This window comes from Sphingomonas sp. SP1 (assembly GCF_058313395.1).
Genome location: NZ_JBZFLC010000001.1, coordinates 1,013,491 through 1,029,401, shown reverse-complemented (window position 1 = coordinate 1,029,401; position 15,911 = coordinate 1,013,491). Strand labels below are relative to the sequence as shown.

The 15,911-nt window shown below is 65.3% G+C and carries 12 protein-coding genes; 8 read left to right on the top strand and 4 right to left on the bottom strand.

The features are described from left to right. The first annotated feature begins 4 nt into the window (after window positions 1–4). From AC4GYS_RS05280 to AC4GYS_RS05265, 4 genes are read left to right on the top strand one after another with little or no spacing between them, the layout of a single operon-like run. The gene (locus AC4GYS_RS05280; RefSeq protein ID WP_491108044.1) at window positions 5–1,345 is read left to right on the top strand and encodes a S41 family peptidase; all 1,341 of its coding nucleotides are present in this window, start codon (window positions 5–7) and stop codon (window positions 1,343–1,345) included. A gap of 4 nt (window positions 1,346–1,349) precedes the next feature. Then, on the top strand, window positions 1,350–1,844 hold the full coding sequence (locus AC4GYS_RS05275) for a disulfide bond formation protein B (protein WP_491108043.1): 495 nt from the start codon (window positions 1,350–1,352) through the stop codon (window positions 1,842–1,844). Beyond that, a complete protein-coding gene (locus tag AC4GYS_RS05270; RefSeq protein ID WP_491108042.1) occupies window positions 1,820–2,398 on the top strand; it encodes a demethoxyubiquinone hydroxylase family protein in 579 nt (192 codons plus the stop codon). Before AC4GYS_RS05275 ends, AC4GYS_RS05270 begins: the two co-directional genes overlap by 25 nt. A gap of 50 nt (window positions 2,399–2,448) precedes the next feature. Beyond that, on the top strand, window positions 2,449–2,859 hold the full coding sequence (locus tag AC4GYS_RS05265) for a hypothetical protein (RefSeq protein WP_491108041.1): 411 nt from the start codon (window positions 2,449–2,451) through the stop codon (window positions 2,857–2,859). A 19-nt stretch (window positions 2,860–2,878) separates the two neighbouring features. On the opposite strand, the gene AC4GYS_RS05260 is transcribed toward AC4GYS_RS05265, so the two are convergent. Further along, a complete protein-coding gene (locus AC4GYS_RS05260; protein WP_491108040.1) occupies window positions 2,879–4,636 on the bottom strand; it encodes a DUF885 domain-containing protein in 1,758 nt (585 codons plus the stop codon). A 155-nt stretch (window positions 4,637–4,791) separates the two neighbouring features. Here AC4GYS_RS05260 and AC4GYS_RS05255 point away from each other — a divergent pair, with 155 nt between their 5' ends. The 4 genes from AC4GYS_RS05255 to AC4GYS_RS05240 all read left to right on the top strand — a co-directional run bounded on the left by AC4GYS_RS05255 (window position 4,792) and on the right by AC4GYS_RS05240 (window position 8,891). Continuing rightward, complete coding sequence (locus AC4GYS_RS05255) at window positions 4,792–5,601, top strand: DUF1206 domain-containing protein (protein WP_491108039.1); 810 nt, start codon at window positions 4,792–4,794, stop codon at window positions 5,599–5,601. Window positions 5,602–5,665: 64 nt separating this feature from the next. Then, the gene (locus AC4GYS_RS05250) at window positions 5,666–6,910 is read left to right on the top strand and encodes a putative DNA modification/repair radical SAM protein (RefSeq protein WP_491108038.1); all 1,245 of its coding nucleotides are present in this window, start codon (window positions 5,666–5,668) and stop codon (window positions 6,908–6,910) included. 34 nt (window positions 6,911–6,944) lie between these two features. After that, on the top strand, window positions 6,945–7,430 hold the full coding sequence (locus AC4GYS_RS05245; protein WP_491108037.1) for a hemerythrin domain-containing protein: 486 nt from the start codon (window positions 6,945–6,947) through the stop codon (window positions 7,428–7,430). A 39-nt stretch (window positions 7,431–7,469) separates the two neighbouring features. Then, complete coding sequence (locus AC4GYS_RS05240; protein ID WP_491108036.1) at window positions 7,470–8,891, top strand: UdgX family uracil-DNA binding protein; 1,422 nt, start codon at window positions 7,470–7,472, stop codon at window positions 8,889–8,891. On the opposite strand, the gene AC4GYS_RS05235 is transcribed toward AC4GYS_RS05240, so the two are convergent. The 3 genes from AC4GYS_RS05235 to AC4GYS_RS05225 all read right to left on the bottom strand — a co-directional run bounded on the left by AC4GYS_RS05235 (window position 8,888) and on the right by AC4GYS_RS05225 (window position 15,899). Beyond that, window positions 8,888–11,017, bottom strand: coding sequence for a TonB-dependent receptor (locus AC4GYS_RS05235; protein ID WP_491108035.1), 2,130 nt, complete (start codon window positions 11,015–11,017; stop codon window positions 8,888–8,890). The two genes, AC4GYS_RS05240 and AC4GYS_RS05235, sit on opposite strands and share 4 nt — an antisense overlap. A 107-nt stretch (window positions 11,018–11,124) precedes the next feature. Continuing rightward, complete coding sequence (locus AC4GYS_RS05230; RefSeq protein WP_491108034.1) at window positions 11,125–12,498, bottom strand: cytochrome P450; 1,374 nt, start codon at window positions 12,496–12,498, stop codon at window positions 11,125–11,127. Further along, the gene (locus tag AC4GYS_RS05225; RefSeq protein WP_491108033.1) at window positions 12,495–15,899 is read right to left on the bottom strand and encodes a chromosome segregation SMC family protein; all 3,405 of its coding nucleotides are present in this window, start codon (window positions 15,897–15,899) and stop codon (window positions 12,495–12,497) included. The genes AC4GYS_RS05230 and AC4GYS_RS05225 overlap by 4 nt, the downstream gene beginning before the upstream one ends. Window positions 15,900–15,911: the final 12 nt, after the last annotated feature.

Genomic DNA, 15,911 nt, shown 5'->3' with positions numbered 1-15,911 from the left:
GCACATGATCCGCAAGCTCCTTCCTCCTCTAGCCCTCGTCGGGGCCCTCGCGCTGGTGCCGGTGACCACGGCCTCCGTCGCAGCGGCGGATGTCGACACCTACAAGGAACTCGAGACCTTCATGGGCGTGTTCGAGCGCGTGCGCGCCAACTATGTCGACCAGGTCGATGATCACACGCTGATCAAGGGCGCCATCGACGGCATGCTGGCGGCGCTCGATCCGCACAGCGGCTATATGGAAGGCGCCGACTTCCAGCAGCTCAAGACGACCACCGATGGCAATTACGGTGGCCTTGGCCTGTCGGTCTCGATGGAAGACGGCACGGTCAAGATCATCACTCCGACCGAGGATACCCCGGCCTATCGCGCCGGCCTGAAGGCAGGCGATTACATCACCCATATCAATGGCGAGCTGCTCTACGGGCTCGACCTCGACGAAGCGGTGGAAAAGATGCGCGGCGCGCCGGGCAGCGGGATCAAGCTCAGCATCGTCCGGCCGGGCCGCGACAAGCCGTTCGACGTTTCCCTGGTCCGCGAGCGAATCGTGCTCCGCCCGGTCAAGTGGGAGATCAAGGACGGTGTCGGCATCGTCAATATCAACAGCTTTTCCGGCAATGTCGGTCAGCAGACCGAAGCCGCGCTGACCGCGATCGACAAGGCGCTGGGCGGCAAGGCGGTCGGCTATGTGGTCGATCTTCGTTCTAATCCGGGCGGATTGCTCGACCAGGCGATCCAGGTGTCCGACGCTTTCCTTGAGCGCGGCGAGATCGTGTCCGAGCGCGGTCGCGCCAAGGACGATATCGAGCGCTTCTATGCCAAGCCCGGCGATCTGACCGGCGGCCGGCCGGTGGTCGTGCTGGTCGACGCGGGCTCTGCATCAGCCGCAGAGATCGTCGCCGGCGCGCTTCAGGACCAGCGCCGTGCGGTGGTGATGGGCGAGAAAAGCTTCGGCAAGGGCTCCGTCCAAAGCGTGATCCAGCTCGGCCAGGATAGCGCGCTGCGCCTTACCACCGCCCGCTACTACACGCCGTCGGGCCGTTCGGTGCAGGCCGGCGGGATCGATCCGGACATCTATGTCCCGCAACTCAGCGATCCCGACTACAAGGACCGCAAGGTGGTCCGTGAAGCGGATCTTCGCCGCCACTTGCTCAGCCAGACCAAGGTGGACGACGAGCTGCTGCAGCGCGACGATTCGCCCGATCCGCGTTTCACCGCCACGGCTGCAGAGCTGGAGAAGAAGGGCATCAAGGACTTCCAGCTCGACTACGCCATCAAGACGCTGAAGCGGCTGGCGCCGGCGACGCCGAAGACGGCGGGCGGCGGCGGACCGGCCAAGACCCGTTAGTCCAATGAACGCTCCGACCGGCAGGCTGGACAACGGCGCCGACGTGCGCGGATCGGTCGGGCTGGCCCAGTGGCTCAGCATCCTGGTGCCCGCGGGCCTGCTCGGCGGAGCGCTGGGCTCGCAATATCTGGGCGGCCTGAACCCCTGCGAGATGTGCTACTGGCAACGCTGGCCGCACTGGGCAGCCTTGGCGCTTGGTGGCTTGTCCTTTTTCGTGCCGAACCTGCGCCGTCCGCTGGTTCTGCTGGCAGCGCTGGCCATCGCCATCTCCGGCGCGATCGGGGTGTTCCACGCAGGCGTCGAATGGGGTTGGTGGGAGGGTCTCACCAGCTGCACGGCGACCGGTGCCCAGTCGCTCGAGAATATCCTGTCCGCACCGATCGTCCGCTGCGACCAGGTCCAGTTTCAATTCCTCGGCCTCAGCATGGCCGGCTGGAACGCCACCATTTCCATTCTTGCCGCGGGAGCGATCGCATGGCTGACCTTGCGCCAACGCTGAGCAATTCCCTGCCCGAACGACCGCGCTGGCGGCCTGGAGATCGGCGGCCGGACCGTGCGTCCATGCTGCGGGTCGACCAGGCCGGCGAATATGGCGCGACCCGCATCTATGCCGGGCAGCTGGCCGTCATGCGCAGGTCCTCGCCGGCCGCACACCTGGTGACGCACATGGCGTCGCAGGAAGACCGTCACCTGGCCCGCTTCAACCAGATGATGGCGGAGCGCCGGGTCCGACCGACGCTGTTGCAGCCGCTTTGGCACGCCGGCGGCTTTGCCCTTGGCGCAGTCACGGCGTTGATCTCCGAAAGCGCCGCCATGGCCTGTACGGACGCCGTGGAGACAGAAATCGATAAGCATTATGCCGAGCAGCTCGAGCAGCTTGGCAATGACGATCCGGAGCTGTCGGCCGACATTCTCCAGTTCCAGGCCGAAGAGCTGGAACATCGCGACACGGCGCGGGAGGCGGGCGCGATGGACGCTCCGGCATACCCGGTGCTGACTGCGGCCATCCGCGGCATTTGCAAGGTCGCGATCGGCCTGTCCAAGAAGATATGAGGCAACGCCTGGGCGGTGTCGGCCGTTGTGAGCATCGAAAGGAAGCCAAGATGTTTCGAGTTCTGACTGCCGCCGGACTGTTCGGCAGCGCCGCGTTGGTCGCGCTGTCCCCTGCGACCGCCCAGCAAGCCACCGGAACGGACGACAGCATTTCCGAGATCATCGTCTACGGCAACGACCCCTGCCCGCGCTCGACCGACGATGATGTCGTGGTTTGCGCGCGCAAGCCGGAAAGCGAGCGCTACCGCATTCCCGAACGGCTCCGCCAGGGCGGCGCGCTCCAGAGCCGCCAGGCCTGGGCTGCCCGCGCGCGCAGCTTCGAGATAAACACCCGCCGAGGCGTGAACAGCTGCGACGCTGTGGGCCCGTCGGGTCAGAGCGGCTGTCTGCAGCGGATCATCGATGAGGCGCGGGCGGAGCAGCAGGAAGCCGTTGCCGGGAACACCCCGCCCGAGCAATGAGCTGCACGGAATTCGCCGCCTAGGATCGCGCCTTTTCTGCCGCGATCCAGGCGGTGATCTGCGCGTCGAGCGCATCCATCGGCACAGAACCCTGGCCCAGCACCGCGTCATGGAAACGGCGCAAATCGAACTTCGCCCCCAATTCGCGCTCGGCGCGTGAGCGGAGTTCGCGGATCTTCAACTCGCCGATCTTATAGGCCAGCGCCTGCCCGGGATTGGAGATGTAACGGTTCACCTCGGCATCGATGTTGGCTTCGGTAAGCGTGCCGTTGTCGCGGAAATACTGGACCGCCTGTTCCTTGCTCCAGCCCTTGGAATGGATCCCGGTGTCAACCACCAGCCGAATGGCCCGCCACATCTCGTAGCCAAGGCGGCCCATATCCTTTTGCGGAGTATCGTAGATGCCCATCTCGATCCCCAGCCGCTCCGAATAAAAGCCCCAGCCCTCGACGAAAGCGGTGAAGAAGGCGAGACTGCGGCGCCACTGCGGAATGGTCAGCTCCTGTTGCAGGGCGATCTGCTGGTGGTGGCCGGGCACCGCTTCATGCACGGTGAGCGCCGGTATCTCCCACAAGGGCCGCTGATCGAGCTTGGTCGTGTTGACGAGGTAAAAACCCGCAAGCCCGGTTTCCGGTGAGCCAGGCTGATAGCGGGCCGTCGTATCGCCCGGCGCGGTTGCCAGGTTCATCGGCCTGATGCCGTAGGGCAGGCGCGCCATCCGGCCGATGACGGATGGCATCTTGCCGTCGATGACCTTGGCTTGAAGTGCGGTCGCCTCCAGCAATTCCGTATCCGACTTCACGTACCACTTCGGGTTGGTCCGCATGTCCGCGATCATCGCTGCACGGCTAGCAAAGCCTGCTTTGGCCGCGACCTGATCCATCTCGCCCCGGATCCGCGCAACCTCGCCAAGGCCGAGCTGGTGGATCCGGTCTGGCGTCATGTCTGTCGTGGTGAAAGATCGCACCAGTGCCGCGTAATATTCGCGTCCCTGCGGAAGCGCCGACACGCCAACGGTCTGGCGACATTTGGCTTTCAGTTCACGCTCATAAAGAGCACCGAACTCGCGATAGGCGGGATTGATGCGCCCGCTGATGAGGTCACGCGCCTGCCCCTGGAAGGCGGTCCAGTCGGCCGCGGCGATGCTGGCTGGCTTCGACGCCGCAAAGGGCAGGTAGAAGCGTGATTTGGTGGCGTCGTCGGCGATCTGGCCGCTGATTGTCTCGCCGAAGCGGGTCATGGTGACACACGGCTGGACGAAGCCCTCACGCGCGGCCTTGCGGCTGATCTCTCCATAGGCCCGCATCCGGTCCGGAATCTGAGCCAGCCGAGCCAGATAATTGGCGTAATCCGCGCGGGTGCGGAAGGCGAGATTCTCCGCCAGTCCGGCAAGGTTGTCATGATAGCTGCCGAGAATCGAGTACAGCATCTGACGCTGGCCGAAGCGGTTGAATTCAACCTGCTCGCTCAGCAGTGTCCGGAGAATCGCTGCGTTGGTCCGCTCGTCCCCGTTGAATCCATTCTGCGGAATGGCATTCAAGCGCCGCAGAAAGCCGGCCGCAACGGCCGCCTGACGGTCGAACTCGGCGAGGCTCAATGGTGACAGCTGGCGATCATAGTCTCCAACACCCACCGAGCTTGCCAGCGTCGGGTTGGAGCGGAGCGCTTCGGCCCAGATCTCTTCCTGCAATGTGCTGAAATCTTCGGATGGGCCGGCTGCGACGGGCGCCGCCAACGACAGTGCCGTTGCCGCAAGTGCGAACGAAATGAAGCGCATCGTTATTGTCCCCCCTGGTCACGGCAGGAAGGCCCATCGGCGACGACCCGTCAAGCGAGCGTTGCTCCGGCTTGCCGTCATCCAACTACCGTTGCGCGCGCGGAACGGATGGACTGCCCCCTTCGTTGCCAGCGCCAACAGGAGGAACGACATTCATGAACGCCAGTGCGCGCCTGACGACCTTGACCCGCCTCGGCTTTGCAGCACGAGGCCTGCTTTACCTGACGATCGCCTACCTGATCGTGCAGACGGGACGCGCGGAGGATACCACCGGCGCGCTCGAAGCGCTGGCCAGCGGTGCGGGCAAGTGGTTGATGATACTGGTGACGCTTGGCCTTGCCGCTTACGGTTTGTGGCGGCTGTCGGACGCAGCGTTCAACATCGAAGGCCACGATCGCGACAAGAAGGGAACGGTTGAAAGGGTTGGCGCTGCCGCCAGTGGCCTCGTGCACTTGTTCTTGGCTTGGCAGGCCGTCCGCTTGATCGGAAGCGCCCGGGCCAGCAGCGGTTCGGGCGGTCAAAGCGGTGCCGAGGAAGGCGCGCAGACCGCCCTCTCCTTGCCCGGCGGCCAGCTGCTGCTCCTGATCGGCGGTCTGGTGCTGATCGGAGTCGGCCTCTACCAGTTTGTGAAGGCCTACAAGTTCAGCTTCTGCAAGCATCTGGACCGCAGCGTCGCGGACGAACCGTGGGTGCGCTGGACTGGCCGCGGGGGCTATGCCGCGCGCGGACTCGTCTTTCTGATCAGTGGTTTCTTCCTCGCCCAGGCCGGTATGCAGGAGCAGGCCAGCGAGGCGGGCGGAATGGCCGAGGCCCTCGCCTGGTTGACCAGGCCCTGGGATACGCTGGTGGCCATCGGATTGGCGTTGTTCGGCATCTTCAGCCTGATCGAGGCGCGGTATCGGATCATCCACGACGTCCCCGTCGATGGCATGGCCCAAAAGGCCCGATCCAAGCTTCCCATCTGACGGTAAGCGGCGGAAATACAAAGAAAAGCTTGCTCGTCCTAGCGATAGAACATATATCGAACAAATGGCGCAGCTCGACACTCGGGAAAAGTTGGCGATCCTTGCGGACGCCGCGAAATACGATGCGAGCTGCGCCTCATCCGGCACTACGAAACGTGACAGCCGGGGAGGCAAGGGCATCGGATCCTCGGAAGGCATGGGCATCTGCCATGCCTACGCGCCCGACGGCCGGTGCATCAGCCTGCTTAAGATCTTGCTGACCAACAGCTGCATCTTCGACTGCCATTATTGCATCAATCGCAAGAGTTCGAACGTTCGCCGCGCCCGGTTCACGGCGCAGGAGGTCGTCCACCTCACGCTCGCTTTCTACAAGCGCAACTATATCGAGGGTTTGTTCCTTTCCTCCGGCATTATCCGCTCGTCGAACTACACGATGGAGCAGCTGTTCGAGGTCGCGCGCTCGCTGCGTGAGGACCATGATTTTCGCGGCTACATTCACCTGAAGACGATCCCGGATGCCGATCCTGAACTTGTGCGGCAGGCGGGTCTTCATGCCGATCGCGTGTCCATCAACGTGGAGCTGCCGACCGAGCCGGGACTGCAGCGGCTCGCTCCGGAAAAAAGTGCCGGTCAGATCGAAGATGCGATGCGCGACATGAAGGGCGCGATCGAGGACACGCGCGATGCCAGGAAACGATTCAAGTCGGCGCCCAAATTCGCTCCAGCGGGCCAATCGACGCAGATGATCGTTGGCGCGGATTCGGCGACCGATACGGACATCGTGCGAAAGGCGTCGACACTCTATGATCGGTTCGCGCTTCGGCGGGTCTATTATTCGGCTTTCTCTCCAATTCCGGATGCCAGCGCGGTTCTGCCGTTGCAGCGACCGCCGCTCATGCGGGAGCATCGGCTTTACCAGTCGGATTGGCTGATGCGCTTCTACGGGTTCAAACCGGCCGAGGTGGCAGATGCGGCCGAGCCTTCCGGGATGCTTCCGCTCGACATCGACCCCAAGCTGGCCTGGGCGCTCAAATTTCGCGAACATTTTCCCGTCGACGTCAATCGCGCCAGCCGCGAACAGCTGCTGCGTGTTCCGGGGCTTGGGACTAAGGCGGTGGATCGGATCATCAAGTCGCGCCGGTTTCGGACCTTCACGCTGGACGACGTGGCCCGACTGACCGTCAGCGTCGCCAAGCTACGTCCGTTCATTGTGACCAGCGACTGGCGGCCGACACTGCTTACTGACCGCGCCGATCTCAGGAGCCTGGTCACGCGCAAGACCGAGCAGTTGGAGCTATTCGCCGCCTGACCCGTTCGGCTCGCGTAACAAAAAGGAGCGAACCATGGCCGGCGCCGACATCTTCGATCGTTTGAAGCAGGATCACGACCGTCACCGCGAGTTGCTCGACAAGCTCGGCAAAACGTCCGGCGATTGTGACGAACGGCGGGAGCTGTTCGAAACATTCAAGGTCGAGGTGACGGCCCATGCTGCCGCGGAAGAAGAGACGCTGTACGCCACAATGCTCGCTCGCGAGGAATTGCGGCACGATGCCGTTCACTCCGTCAGCGAGCACAAGGAAATCAGTGACCTCATCGAGGAACTTGAGGAAGCCGACATGAGCTCGTCCGGCTGGCTGGCCAAATTCAAAACCTTGGCCGAGCGCTACACGCATCACATCGATGAGGAAGAGGAGGAGATGTTTCCCGAAGCCTCTGACGGACTGAGCGATGAAAAAGTGGTCGAGCTGAAGGCCCTGTTCGACAAGCGCAAGCCGGCAGAAATCGAGCGGGCGAAAGTTGGCGCCGACGAAGGCGACGAGCGGGAGTGAAACTTGCCTGCTGACGGTTCGCGATCCGGCCCGCGCCGGGTGGTGCTGGGTTCGCAGGACGACTTCGAGGGCTGGCGCGATGCTGCGCGCAATCTGGCCGAAGCAGGAGTCGCACCGGCCGACGTCGTCTGGTCGGTCGAAGGCGGCGACGCGGAACTGTTCGGCGGCGACGCCCCACCACCTGCCACCGCGCCCAGCTTTGCCGTTCCCCGCCAGTTCGTCGACCTCGCCAAGGCGGCGATCTGCCATTCCGATCCGGAGCGCTTCGCCCTACTCTACGCTTTGCTGTGCAAGTTGCGCGGCAACCGGCGGGCGATGGAGGACCGCGCCGACCCCTTGGTCGACCGGCTGGAGGGCCTCGCCAAGGAAGTGCGCCGTGACGCGCACAAGATGCATGCCTTCGTCCGGTTTCGGGAAGTAGCGGACGACGAAGGCGAGCGCTTCGTCGCCTTCTTCGAACCGGATCATCATATCGTCCGGCGCGAAGCCGGATTCTTTCAGCGTCGCTTCACCAACATGCGCTGGTCGATCTTGACGCCGGAACTGTCGATCCATTGGGATGGCGAAAAGCTGACGGAGGGTCCGGGTGCGACCCGCGCCGAGGCGTCGGATGGCGATCCCCTCGAGGAGACGTGGAAGACCTATTACGCCAGCATCTTCAACCCGGCACGGCTCAAGAAGAAAGCCATGTTGAAGGAGATGCCAAAGAAATACTGGCGCAACATGCCGGAAACCTCGCTCGTTGCGCCGCTAATGGCGGGTGCTCGCGCACGGGAGCTGGAAATGATCGAACGATCGGCGGTGAAGGATGGCAGGGCTGAGGCAGTCGCGGCCGAACGCCAGCTGCAACCCGGCGGCAATCTGCGCGCAAGCTGGGAAGCGCTGCTGGCCGAAGCACGAGCCTGCACCCGCTGCCACCTGTACGAATGCGCGACCCAGACGGTCTTCGGCGAAGGCCCGCTCGATGCCCGAATCCTATTTGTCGGCGAACAGCCGGGCGACCAGGAGGACCTGGCCGGGCGCCCGTTCGTGGGGCCGGCCGGCCAGCTGTTCGACGAATCTTTGCAACAGGCCGGGATCGACCGGGCACAGACCTACGTCACGAATGCGGTCAAACACTTCAAGTTCGAACAGCGCGGCAAGCGGCGCATCCATTCCAAGCCCGACGCCGGCGAAATCGAGGCCTGCCGCTGGTGGCAGGAACAGGAGCGCGCGCTGATCCGGCCGCCGCTGACCGTCGCGCTTGGGGCCACGGCGGCGCGCTCGCTCATCGGCAAGACGGTGACGATCAGCCGCGCGCGGGAGGCCCCGCTGACCCTCGCCGATGGCAGCGAATGCTGGGTGACGGTGCACCCAAGCTTCCTCCTGCGCATACCGGAAGAGGATCGCCGGGCGAACGAACGGGCGCGCTTCGTCGAGGACCTGAAGCGCATCCGGGCGAGGAGCGAGGAGCTCGCCTAAAAATCCGCCCGCAACGTGACCCGTGCCGATCGCGGCGCCCCCGGGGCGATGTTGTTGTTGTTATGCGCGGTCGGAAAATAGTCCTTGTCGAACAGGTTTTCGACATTGACCTGCGCCTCGATCCCAGGGGCCAGCTTGTAATAGGCCGCGGCGTCGACGCGGGTGTAGCCGGGCAGCGCCACCAAATTATCGACCGCCGCAAAGCTCTTCGAGCGCGAGAGAATGCCAAGCCCGAGTGCGAACGGCTTGCTGAACTGATACTTGGTCCATAGCGACGCGCTGTGCCTGGGCACCAGCGGCACCTTGGAGCCCGCCAGCGCCGCAGTCGTATCGCGGCGGATCTCCGACTTCTGCAGGGCATAGCCGGCCGACACCTGCCAATGATCGCTGATGCTCCGTTCCAGCCCCAACTCCAGTCCTCGGGTCCGGGTCGCGCCGGTCAGGACGATGCGATCCTCCGAATCGCGCGCCTGAGTATTCTTGCGGTCCAGCTGGTATAGGGCGGCGGTCGCCAGCAGGCCGTCCAGCGGCTCCCACTTCGCGCCAAGCTCGACATTGTCGAACCGCTCCGGCTTCAGTGCCTCCGTCGTGACGGAAAGACCGCTGAACTGTTCGCCGGACTGCGGCAAATAGGAGCGCGAATAGCTGGTGTAGACCGACAGGTTGTCGGCGGGCTTCAACACCACGCCCACCCGCGGCGACACGAGATTGTCCGTCCTCTTTCGCGTCGGGACGCCCTCACGCAGATCGTCGACCTTCAGGGTGAAGCGATCGAAGCGGAGGCCGGCGACGATTTCCAGATAATCGGTCGGGCGTACTTGCCCCTGCACATAACCGGCGGCAATCGACGCCCGGGTCCGATTGTCAGCATCGGATGCGCTGCGCGCATAAGTGACCTCGAAATCCTCGGTCGGATCATCCAGTGACACGCGATTGCGGCCACCGGCAAAGCTACCGCTCAGGCGTTGGTTGCGGCTCCGCTGCCGACCAAGCTCCGCACCCACCAGCCAGGTCTGGTCCATTCCCATGAGATCCCCGGTCCAGACGAGATCGGTCTGGCTGATGAGGTTCCGGCGGTCGTTGCGGCTGTTGTAGGCGCCCAGCACCACCTCGTCCGCCACCGGATCGAGCCGGGTCGGGTAGATGTTCTGGTAGAATTTGTCATAGTCGGCGAGCAGCGTACGGTTCCGCAGGGTCAAGCCTTCGGCCAGCCCATGTTCGACGGCAATGCCGGCGATCTTGACGTCCGCGTCCGCATAGCTGTCGTCCGGGTCGCCAAAGAAGACCCGATCGAAGCCGGTGAGCGGGCGATCGATCGTCGCAGCATTGTCGTCGTTGTTCGACGGAATGCCGCGATCCGTGGTGCGCCGGTCATGGAAATATTCGTATGACAAATCGATGCGGGTATTCGGTCCGGCAAGGATGCCGAGCGTCGGATTGATCCCGTAGCGTTCCAGATCAACATGTCGCCGGAAGCTGTCGCCGTCCTCGTACATCGTGTTGACCCGCAGGCCCACCGCACCACCCAGGGCGAGATCGACGTCCGCCGTCCCCCGCGACCCACCGAAGCTGTCGTGGCTGGCAATGATCTGCTGGGCATCGCCCAGGCTGGCGCGCTTGGTCACGCGGTTGATGATGCCGCCACCGCCGCCACGACCGAAGATCATTGCGTTGGGCCCCTTCAGCACCTCGACCCGATCGAGATTGTAGAAGTCGCGGAAATATTGCGCGTCATCGCGGAGGCCGTCGACGAAGAAGTCGGCGGTGGTGTTGTTGCCGCGCAGGGTCAGCTGATCGCGATTGGCCTCGCCGGTGCCCGGCGTCGCGCCAGGCACGAACAGCAACAGGTCGCCGATCGAGCGAAGGGACTGGTCCTCGATCTGCGCTTCGGAGACGACCGACATCGCCTGCGGGATGTTACGAACCAGCGTGTTGGTCCGCGTCGCCGTGCTGGTCGACTTGATGCCATATTCTTCGCGCTGGCCAGTCACCGTTACCGTCGGCTGCTCCTCAGCCACGGCCGCCTCCCCAACCGCGCCGGCCTCGGGCGCATTCGCAGCGACGGCGGTCGCTGCAAGGGTGAAGGAGGACGCCGCGCCGAGCAGCGCGTGAACAACGGTACGCAATGGCTTTCCCCTAGTGAACGACTGACTCGTTTCGTTTCGGTGGAGGCCGATTAGCGCTAATGCGAGTTATTCGCAACAACCCCAGGCCAATGAAGCGAGAAAGCTCATCAATCTGGCCGGCTTAATCGGTTTCGTCGTTCGACCCGTAGCGGCAATCCGTTCCGTGGACGCATCGTCACCATGCCCGCCACTTCGACCCGCCGACCGGAGACTGCGAAGCGCCAGTCGCGTAACCAATGTGCCAGAATGCTCAATGCTTCCACGGTGGCGAAGTGCGCGCCGACGCAGATGCGTGGCCCGGCCCCGAACGGCAGATAGGCATAGCGGTCCGGTTTGGGTCGCTCTGGTGCGAATCGCCGGGCGTCGAAGTGGTCGGGATTGTCCCACAGTCGCCGACTGCGATGGATCAGCCAGGGCCATACGGATACAATGTCGCCGGGCTCGATCTGCTCACCATTGGGCAGCGTGTCGGCAGCGATCGCCTGCCGGTCGAAGCGGGGGGCGGGCGGATACAGGCGCAACGATTCCTGCAGAACCGCGTGAAGTCCGGGCAAGGATGCGCTGACCGGGATATCGAAAAAGTTTGCCGAAGCGAGCGCCATGGCGGCTTCGGCGGCCAGTTCGTCCTGCAGCTCGGGCTGCTCCGACAACAAGTAGAGCGTCCAGGCGAGCGCATTGGACGTGGTCTCGTGGCCCGCGAGGTAGAAGGTCGCCGCATTGTCGACGGCCAGCGTCCGCGCCTCGCCCGGCGCAAAACGGTCCTGCAGCGCAGCGATCATGCCGCCAAGGAAATCGTCGTTCGGGCCGGCGCCCGCGATTCGCTCATCGACCAGCCGTGAAAGGGTCTCACGAAGATAGCGCTGTCCCCGCGCGCCCGCCCGCGCTGTCGGACTGAGTGGAACCATCGGCAGACCGAGGAGGGCCTGAAGACGCGGTTCGGATATCCCATCGAGCGCTGCCTTGATCTGCCGCAACGCCTCGTCACTCACCAGTCGCGGATCGGCGCTGAACAGGCTTTCAGCGATGATCAGCATCGTCGCGCGGGTTGCGTCCACCGCGACGTCCCGGACCTGTCCGTCCCGCCACTCCGCCGTGGCCCGCGCGGCCGTCTCGCCGAATACCGGCCGGATCCGCTCAACGGCAGTTGGGGAAAAGCTTGCCGCCACGATCTTGCGCTGCTCGCGCCACATCTCGCCGTCGGCGGTCAGCAGGCCGCGTCCGATGACCGGCCCGAGGAGCACCTTCACCACTGACGGCTTCTCGTAATTGGCGGAGTTAATCTTGACGACATGCTCGACGAGGCTGGGATCGAGCAGCACGTGCACCCGGAATTTTAGCACCTTGCGCCGGTAATAAGGCAGTTCGAACATCCGCTCTGACCATCCGGCAACACTGGTCCTGGCTCGCTCACCGAAGAAGCCGCGCCAGGTTGCGACCGGACCGGCCGGACGCGGAGGGTGCGTTGGGACGAACGAATTCATTCGGCGGCCAGCAATGTTTCGGCCCCACCCAGATCAACGGACACCAGGCGACTGACGCCCTTTTCGACCATCGTGACGCCATAGAGCCGATGCATCCGGCTCATAGTCACGGCATTGTGGGTGACGATCAGGTAGCGCGTATCGGTTTCGCTCGTCATCCGCGCCAGCAGGTCGCAGAAGCGCTCCACATTGGCATCGTCCAAGGGCGCATCGACCTCGTCCAGCACGCAGATTGGGGCGGGGTTGGTCAGAAACAGGGCAAAGATCAACGCAACGGCGGTCAGCGCCTGCTCGCCCCCCGACAGCAGGGTCAGGGCGGTCAATCGCTTCCCCGGAGGCTGGGCCATGATTTCGAGTCCGGCCTCGAGCGGATCGTCGCTTTCAACCAGTTCCAAATGCGCCTGACCACCATCGAACAGGGTCGTGAACAGGCTGCGGAAGTGGCGGTCGACTTGCTCATAGGCCTCAAGCAGCCGGACACGACCCTCGCGGTTCAGGCTGCCGATCGAACCACGCAAACGATTGATCGCCTCCTGCAGCTCATCGCGCTCGGCCGCGCCATGCAGCCGCGACTGGTCGAGTTCCGCCAGCTCCTGTTCGGCGACCAGATTTACCGGCCCCAGTCGTTCGCGCTCCCCCGTCAAACGTTCGAGCGTCGCGCTTTCCTCCGCCGGATCGCCGGGGTCATTCGGGTCGAAGCCAAGCCTGCCCGGCAGCAGTGGCGGTGGACATTCGAACTTTTCTCCGCAGACCCGGCCATATTCGATCCGCCGGGCAACCTGCGCTTCCGCCCGGGCATCCGCGCCGGCCCGGCGCTCACGAGCGCCGGCCAGTGCCTCGTTGGCCTGCGCCACGGCTGCGGCAAGTTCACCAGCGGCTGCGCCCGCTTCGCGCTCCGCCGCCAGCGTCGCAGCCACCCGCCCTTCGCTGTCGCCAAGCTCGGCCTCCAGTTGGGCGATCTCCCGGGTCAGCCGTCCCGGCTCGCCGCTTAGCGCATCCTTCTCGCCGGCCAGCGTGGCAGCGCGTTCAGCCGCATCGTCGATCCGCCTGACCGCCGCTTCGCCCCGCTCGCGCCAAGCTTGCTGCTCTCGACCGGCGACCACCAGTCGCTCGCGATCGGCGGCAGCGGTCCGAGCCAAGGTGGCCGCTTCGGCCCGCAGATCGGCGACGACCTGGCCGCGCCGGCCCGCATCGGTGCGCGCGGCCCCGATCTCGTTTTCAAGCAATTCGGCGTCGGGCAGCACCGACAGCGCCCGCTCGGCTTGCGCCAAGGCTTCGCGCGCCGCAAGCCGCACCGGCTCCATCTCCGCCGACTGTTGGGCCAGCATCGCCCGCTGGCTGGCAAGCCGTTCCAGCGCCGAGGCCGCAATATCCTCCGCGCGCGCCGCTTCGCGCCCGTCGCGTTCGGCGGCTGCAATCGCCTGCCTCGCCGCATCGGCCGCAGCCCGGGCGTCCGCCATCGTAGCGGCGATCGACCGGCGACCTTCCTCGGCTTGCATCACTTTCGCCCGCAACGGCGGCAACTGGCCCTCGATCTCGGCCAGCCGATTCTGCCGAACCAATCGCTCCGCCGCCGCCGCGCCCGCGCCGATGGACACAAAGCCGTCCCAGCGCCGCATCCTGCCGTCGGCGGTGACGACCCGCTGCCCAACGGCAAGCGCCTGTCCGTGGTCCTCTCCGACCCCGATCTGCCGCAAGCGCCGCAGCAATTCGGCCGGCGCCGCCACATGGTCGGCCAATGGCACCAGCCCATCGGGTAACACCGGATCATCGACCTCGACGTCGCTTCCGCCCCAGAAGCGCGCTCCGACACCGCCGACCGGCGCGTCGAGTTCGTCGCCGAGCGCTGCCGCCAGGGCATGCTCATACCCCGGTGCGGCACGAACGCTCGCCAGGGCCGCGCCACTGCCGTGGCTGACTGCCTTCGCCAGCGCGCGTTGCTCTGCCTCGGCGGCTGCCAGCGCCGCGCGGGCGGCGGCGACCGCGCTTTCCGCGTCGTCGCGGTGTTCAGCAGCAGTGGACCGGGCCGCTTCGGCAACGCTTAGCCGATGTTCCGCCTCCGCTTGCGCGGCGCCCGCCTGCGCCCGTCGCTGGAACGCCTCGGCTTTCGCACGCTCCTCGGCGGTGCCATTCCCGAACCGGGCCGCCTGAGCGCGCAGCCGCTCCGCCTCGCCTTCGATCCGGGACTGGTGGGACCGTGCCGCGTTCAGCGCAGCCTGAGCGACGCTTTGTTCGGCCTTCATCGCGGCCTGCCGCGACAAGAAGCCTGCGAGTGCTGCTTCGGCTTCCCGCGCGGACGCTTCGGCCTCGGTCAGGGCCTTTCCGATCCGCGCGCTTTCCTCGTCTCCGCTGGCCAGGCGATCGTTGATGGCGCTTCGCTCGGCCTCGAGCGCGGCAACGGCCTGCTCGGCATCTTCGCGCAGCGACCGCTCGCGCATGCGCTCCGCCTCAAGCTGGCCGGAGAGACGTTCCAGCTCCGTCAGGCGTCGCTGTGCCGAATCGAGTTTCGCTCTCGCCGTCGCCAGACGATGGGCAAGGGCCTGTCCCGCTTCCCGCGCCGCGCTGGCCTCCGAGCGGCGGCTCGCCACCTCAACGGCAGCCCGATGCTGCGCTTCGGAAGCCTCCGTCAGCCGGGACCCTAGCGCGGCCACCTCCGCCTGCGCAGCCCTGGCATCTTCCGCTGCAGCCTGCGCCAATCGGTCCGCATCGGCCCAACGGCTGTAGATCAGCCGGCCCTCGGCAAGGCGGATGCGATCCGTCAGCCCGCGATAACGTTCCGCCACCCGCGCCTGCCGTTTCAGCGCCGCCGCCCGTGCTTCCTGATCGGAGAGAAGCTCGTCCAGTCGCTGGAGGTTGGCTTCGGTTGCGCGAAGCTTTTGCTCCGCATCCTTGCGCCGCGCGTGAAGACCGGCGATCCCGGCCGCCTCTTCTAGCATCTGCCGGCGCTCGACCGGCTTGGCCGCGATAACCGCACCGATCCGCCCCTGGCTGACCAGCGCGGGCGAGTGAGCGCCGGTCGCCGCATCCGCGAACAACAGGGAGACGTCCTTGGCGCGAACGTCGCGCCCATCGATTCGATAGGCCGATCCGGCTCCCCGTTCGATTCGCCGGGTGACCTCGCTTTCCCGTGCCTCCGCTCCCGGCCCTTCGACCAGCAGCGACACCTCGGCAAAATCCCGCGCAGGGCGGCTGGCCGTGCCCGCGAAGATGACATCTTCCATGCCCCCGCCACGCAGCGACTTGGGGCTGCCCTCGCCCATCACCCAGCGAATGGCTTCCAGCAGGTTCGACTTGCCGCAGCCGTTGGGCCCGACAATTCCGGTCAGGCCCGGCTCGACGCGCAGCTCGGCCGGTTCGACGAAGCTTTTGAAGCCGCTGAGTTTCAGCCGGCGAAAGCGCAATCCGTCTACCCC

Excerpts from the sequence above, each read along its gene's own strand:
- AC4GYS_RS05280 (WP_491108044.1), top strand. The coding sequence starts at position 5 with ATGATCCGCAAGCTCCTTCCTCCTCTAGCCCTCGTCGGGGCCCTCGCG.
- AC4GYS_RS05275 (WP_491108043.1), top strand. The coding sequence starts at position 1,350 with ATGAACGCTCCGACCGGCAGGCTGGACAACGGCGCCGACGTGCGCGGA.
- AC4GYS_RS05270 (WP_491108042.1), top strand. The coding sequence starts at position 1,820 with ATGGCTGACCTTGCGCCAACGCTGAGCAATTCCCTGCCCGAACGACCG.
- AC4GYS_RS05265 (WP_491108041.1), top strand. The coding sequence starts at position 2,449 with ATGTTTCGAGTTCTGACTGCCGCCGGACTGTTCGGCAGCGCCGCGTTG.
- AC4GYS_RS05260 (WP_491108040.1), bottom strand. The coding sequence starts at position 4,636 with ATGCGCTTCATTTCGTTCGCACTTGCGGCAACGGCACTGTCGTTGGCG.
- AC4GYS_RS05255 (WP_491108039.1), top strand. The coding sequence starts at position 4,792 with ATGAACGCCAGTGCGCGCCTGACGACCTTGACCCGCCTCGGCTTTGCA.
- AC4GYS_RS05250 (WP_491108038.1), top strand. The coding sequence starts at position 5,666 with ATGGCGCAGCTCGACACTCGGGAAAAGTTGGCGATCCTTGCGGACGCC.
- AC4GYS_RS05245 (WP_491108037.1), top strand. The coding sequence starts at position 6,945 with ATGGCCGGCGCCGACATCTTCGATCGTTTGAAGCAGGATCACGACCGT.
- AC4GYS_RS05230 (WP_491108034.1), bottom strand. The coding sequence starts at position 12,498 with ATGAATTCGTTCGTCCCAACGCACCCTCCGCGTCCGGCCGGTCCGGTC.